Annotated in this window: 3 protein-coding genes; all 3 read left to right on the top strand. The window is 39.8% G+C overall.

Annotation, left to right across the window (positions count from 1 at the left end):
- A partial coding sequence (locus tag Q9Q35_RS01335) for a hypothetical protein (RefSeq protein WP_304651801.1) occupies positions 1 to 532 on the top strand: 532 nt, incomplete at its 5' end.
- The gene (locus Q9Q35_RS01330; protein WP_370648868.1) at positions 474 to 1,334 is read left to right on the top strand and encodes a GRP family sugar transporter; all 861 of its coding nucleotides are present in this window, start codon (positions 474 to 476) and stop codon (positions 1,332 to 1,334) included. The genes Q9Q35_RS01335 and Q9Q35_RS01330, both read left to right, overlap by 59 nt.
- 204 nt (positions 1,335 to 1,538) lie before the next feature.
- Positions 1,539 to 2,891 carry a glucose-6-phosphate isomerase gene (locus Q9Q35_RS01325; protein WP_304651799.1) on the top strand — a complete coding sequence of 451 codons (1,353 nt, stop codon included), beginning with the start codon at positions 1,539 to 1,541 and terminating at the stop codon, positions 2,889 to 2,891.
- The last annotated feature ends 130 nt before the right edge of the window (positions 2,892 to 3,021 follow it).

The following is a 3,021-nucleotide window of genomic DNA, read 5'->3' as shown; positions in this document are numbered from 1 at the left end:
TGGAGGTTATCACCCTACTGCTGTTCCAGAGGACTTTGTTGGTAAACAGATGTACGTTGATTATGTAATTAAGGGAGAGGGCGAAAATGCACTTAGAAATATAATATTATGTAATGGAAAAAATATGCCTCAGATTATAACGGGAGAAATACTTGATTTAAATGAGGAAAAACCTCTTAGATATGACTTATATCCGTATAAGTCAGATGAATTATCTATTAGCCTTAGCAGAGGGTGCTTTTATAAATGTGCTTTTTGTGTTCAAAGCGACGATTACCTAATCAAATATAGGAAAATAGAATTTGAGAAAATAAAGGATAAAATAAATCGGGCTGCTGAGTATTTCCCTTTAAAAAGATTAATGTTTACAGATCCTATTTTTGGTACAAATTTAGATGAAACGAAAGAGCTGGTTGATTTCTTGAAAAAAAATTATCCGCAGTATTCATATTGGGCAGAAACGAGAATTGATTATGTGGATAGCCTTGATCCCCGCTTTAGCATGGGGAAGTATTGGATTGATCAGTGGTAAGTTGGGTGGTAATGCTAACCAACAAACCTTGGGGATGACTTGGGGGGCTTTGCTCTTTGCGATCGCAATGACAGTAGTCGCTCCAGGCAACTTTTTAGCAAATAATAATTGGCAACTTTGGGTAGCCGGCATCTTATCAGGTTTATTCTGGAGTTTAGGCCAAAATCAACAGTTCCACGCAATGAAAGCAGTTGGTATCTCCAAGACCGTGCCGATCTCAACGGGGGCGCAATTGGTGACTAACGCCTTAGCAGGGATCTTCTTATTTCACGAGTGGACAACGACGCGCCAATTATCATTAGGTTCATTAGCTTTAGTCATTTTAGTTGTAGGTGCTGTGTTAACAGCTTTACGTGATAAGAGTGCTAATAGTACCGAGCAAAATGAAGATTGGAAAAAAGGGACGACAGCATTGGTCTTATCAACAGCTGGTTACTTAGGCTACACAGTCGTTGTCAACTTATTGAAAGTCGACGCCCAAGCCATGGTCTTACCCCAAGCTTTAGGGATGGTCGCTGGGGCTTCAATGTTTGCTTTAGGTAAAGATGCATTCAAAAAGGAAAGCTTCAAAAATATCATTACAGGTCTAGTTTGGGGCACAGGTAACTTGTGTATGTTCCAAGCAACTGCGATGATCGGGTTAGCAGTGAGTTTTTCACTTTCACAAACAGGGATCGTCATCTCGACATTTGGTTCGATCTTACTTTTAGGCGAACACAAAACTAAAAAAGAAATGGTCTATGTTACAATTGGTTCATTGATGGTCATCATCGGTGGCGTAATGTTAGGTCTTTTAAAATAATGATTTATAAGCCATGGCGCATGAGCGGCATGGTTTTTTATATATGGAGAACGGTGGCGTTTACATTTATGGTGATCGTCTAATCGTAAAATTAAGGGTTTTTAAGCGTAAATCTTAATTTATATTTGATTTTGACTTTAAAATTCTGTATTTTATAGTATAATTAAACCCGTAGTAAATTGTAAAGGGAGAGCGAATTATAACATGGCACATATTAAATTTGACAGTTCAAACTTAACAAAGTTTGTTCACGACAATGAATTAAACGAAATGCAAGCAATGGTCAATGCCGCTGACGAACAACTTCGTCAAGGCACTGGTGCAGGCGCAGATTTTCGCGGTTGGTTAGATCTACCAGTTGACTACGATAAAGAAGAATTTGCCCGTATCAAAGAAGCAGCTAAGAAGATCCAAAACGATTCAGAAGTCTTAGTTGTGATCGGTATCGGTGGTTCTTACTTAGGTGCACGTGCAGCGATCGATTTCTTGCAAAACACATTCTACAACTTGTTACCACAAGAAAAACGTAATGCACCACAAATTTTCTTTGCAGGTAACTCGATTTCTGGTTCATATGTTCATGACCTAGTCGAACTCATCGGGGACAAAGATTTCTCTGTCAATGTGATCTCAAAATCAGGTACAACAACTGAACCATCGATCGCATTCCGTGTCTTCAAGGAAAAATTGATCGAAAAATATGGTGAAGAAGGCGCTAAGAAGCGGATCTATGCTACAACAGACCGCGCACGTGGCGCATTGAAGACCGAAGCTGATGCAGAAGGTTACGAAACATTCGTGATCCCAGATGATGTTGGGGGTCGTTTCTCAGTCTTGACACCGGTTGGTTTATTACCGATCGCGGTTTCAGGTGCTGATATCGATGCTTTGATGCAAGGTGCTGCTGATGCTCGTAGTGAATATACTGATGCAGATCTTGCTAAAAACGAAGCTTACCAATATGCTGCTTTGCGTAACATCTTGTATCGCAAGGGGTACACAACTGAGATCTTGGAAAACTACGAACCTACCTTACAATACTTCGCTGAATGGTGGAAGCAATTGATGGGTGAATCTGAAGGTAAAGATCAAAAGGGTATCTACCCATCTTCAGCTAACTTTACAACTGACTTGCACTCCTTGGGTCAATACATCCAAGAAGGACGTCGTAACTTGATGGAAACAGTTATCCATGTTGGAACTCCAACACATGACACGGAGATCCCTAAGGAAGAAGAAAACTTAGATGGTTTGGCTTATCTTGAAGGTAAGACAATGAACTATGTCAACGATCGTGCAATGGAAGGTGTTGTATTGGCTCATACTGATGGTGATGTGCCTAACATGATCGTTAACATCCCAGATCAAACAGCTTATACTTTAGGTTACTTGATCTACTTCTTCGAGATCGCAGTTGGTATTTCAGGTTACTTGAACGGTATCAACCCATTCAACCAACCTGGTGTTGAAGCTTACAAGAAGAATATGTTTGCTTTGCTTGGTCGACCAGGTTACGAAGAATTAACTAAAGAATTAAATGCTCGTTTAAATAAATAGGCATTAGCAAAAAAGATCCGCAAACTGCGATAGTTTGCGGATCTTTTTATTTGGTAAATAATGCCGAAAAGAGCATGAATAAGGCAGGCAAAATATTATTTAGGAAGTGGATCATGATGCTGACCAGGAG

This window comes from uncultured Ligilactobacillus sp. (genome assembly GCF_948826705.1).
In the GTDB taxonomy this organism is placed as follows: domain Bacteria; phylum Bacillota; class Bacilli; order Lactobacillales; family Lactobacillaceae; genus Ligilactobacillus.
Note: the sequence above shows the minus strand (reverse complement) of the source record. Positions and strands in the feature narration are given on the sequence as shown.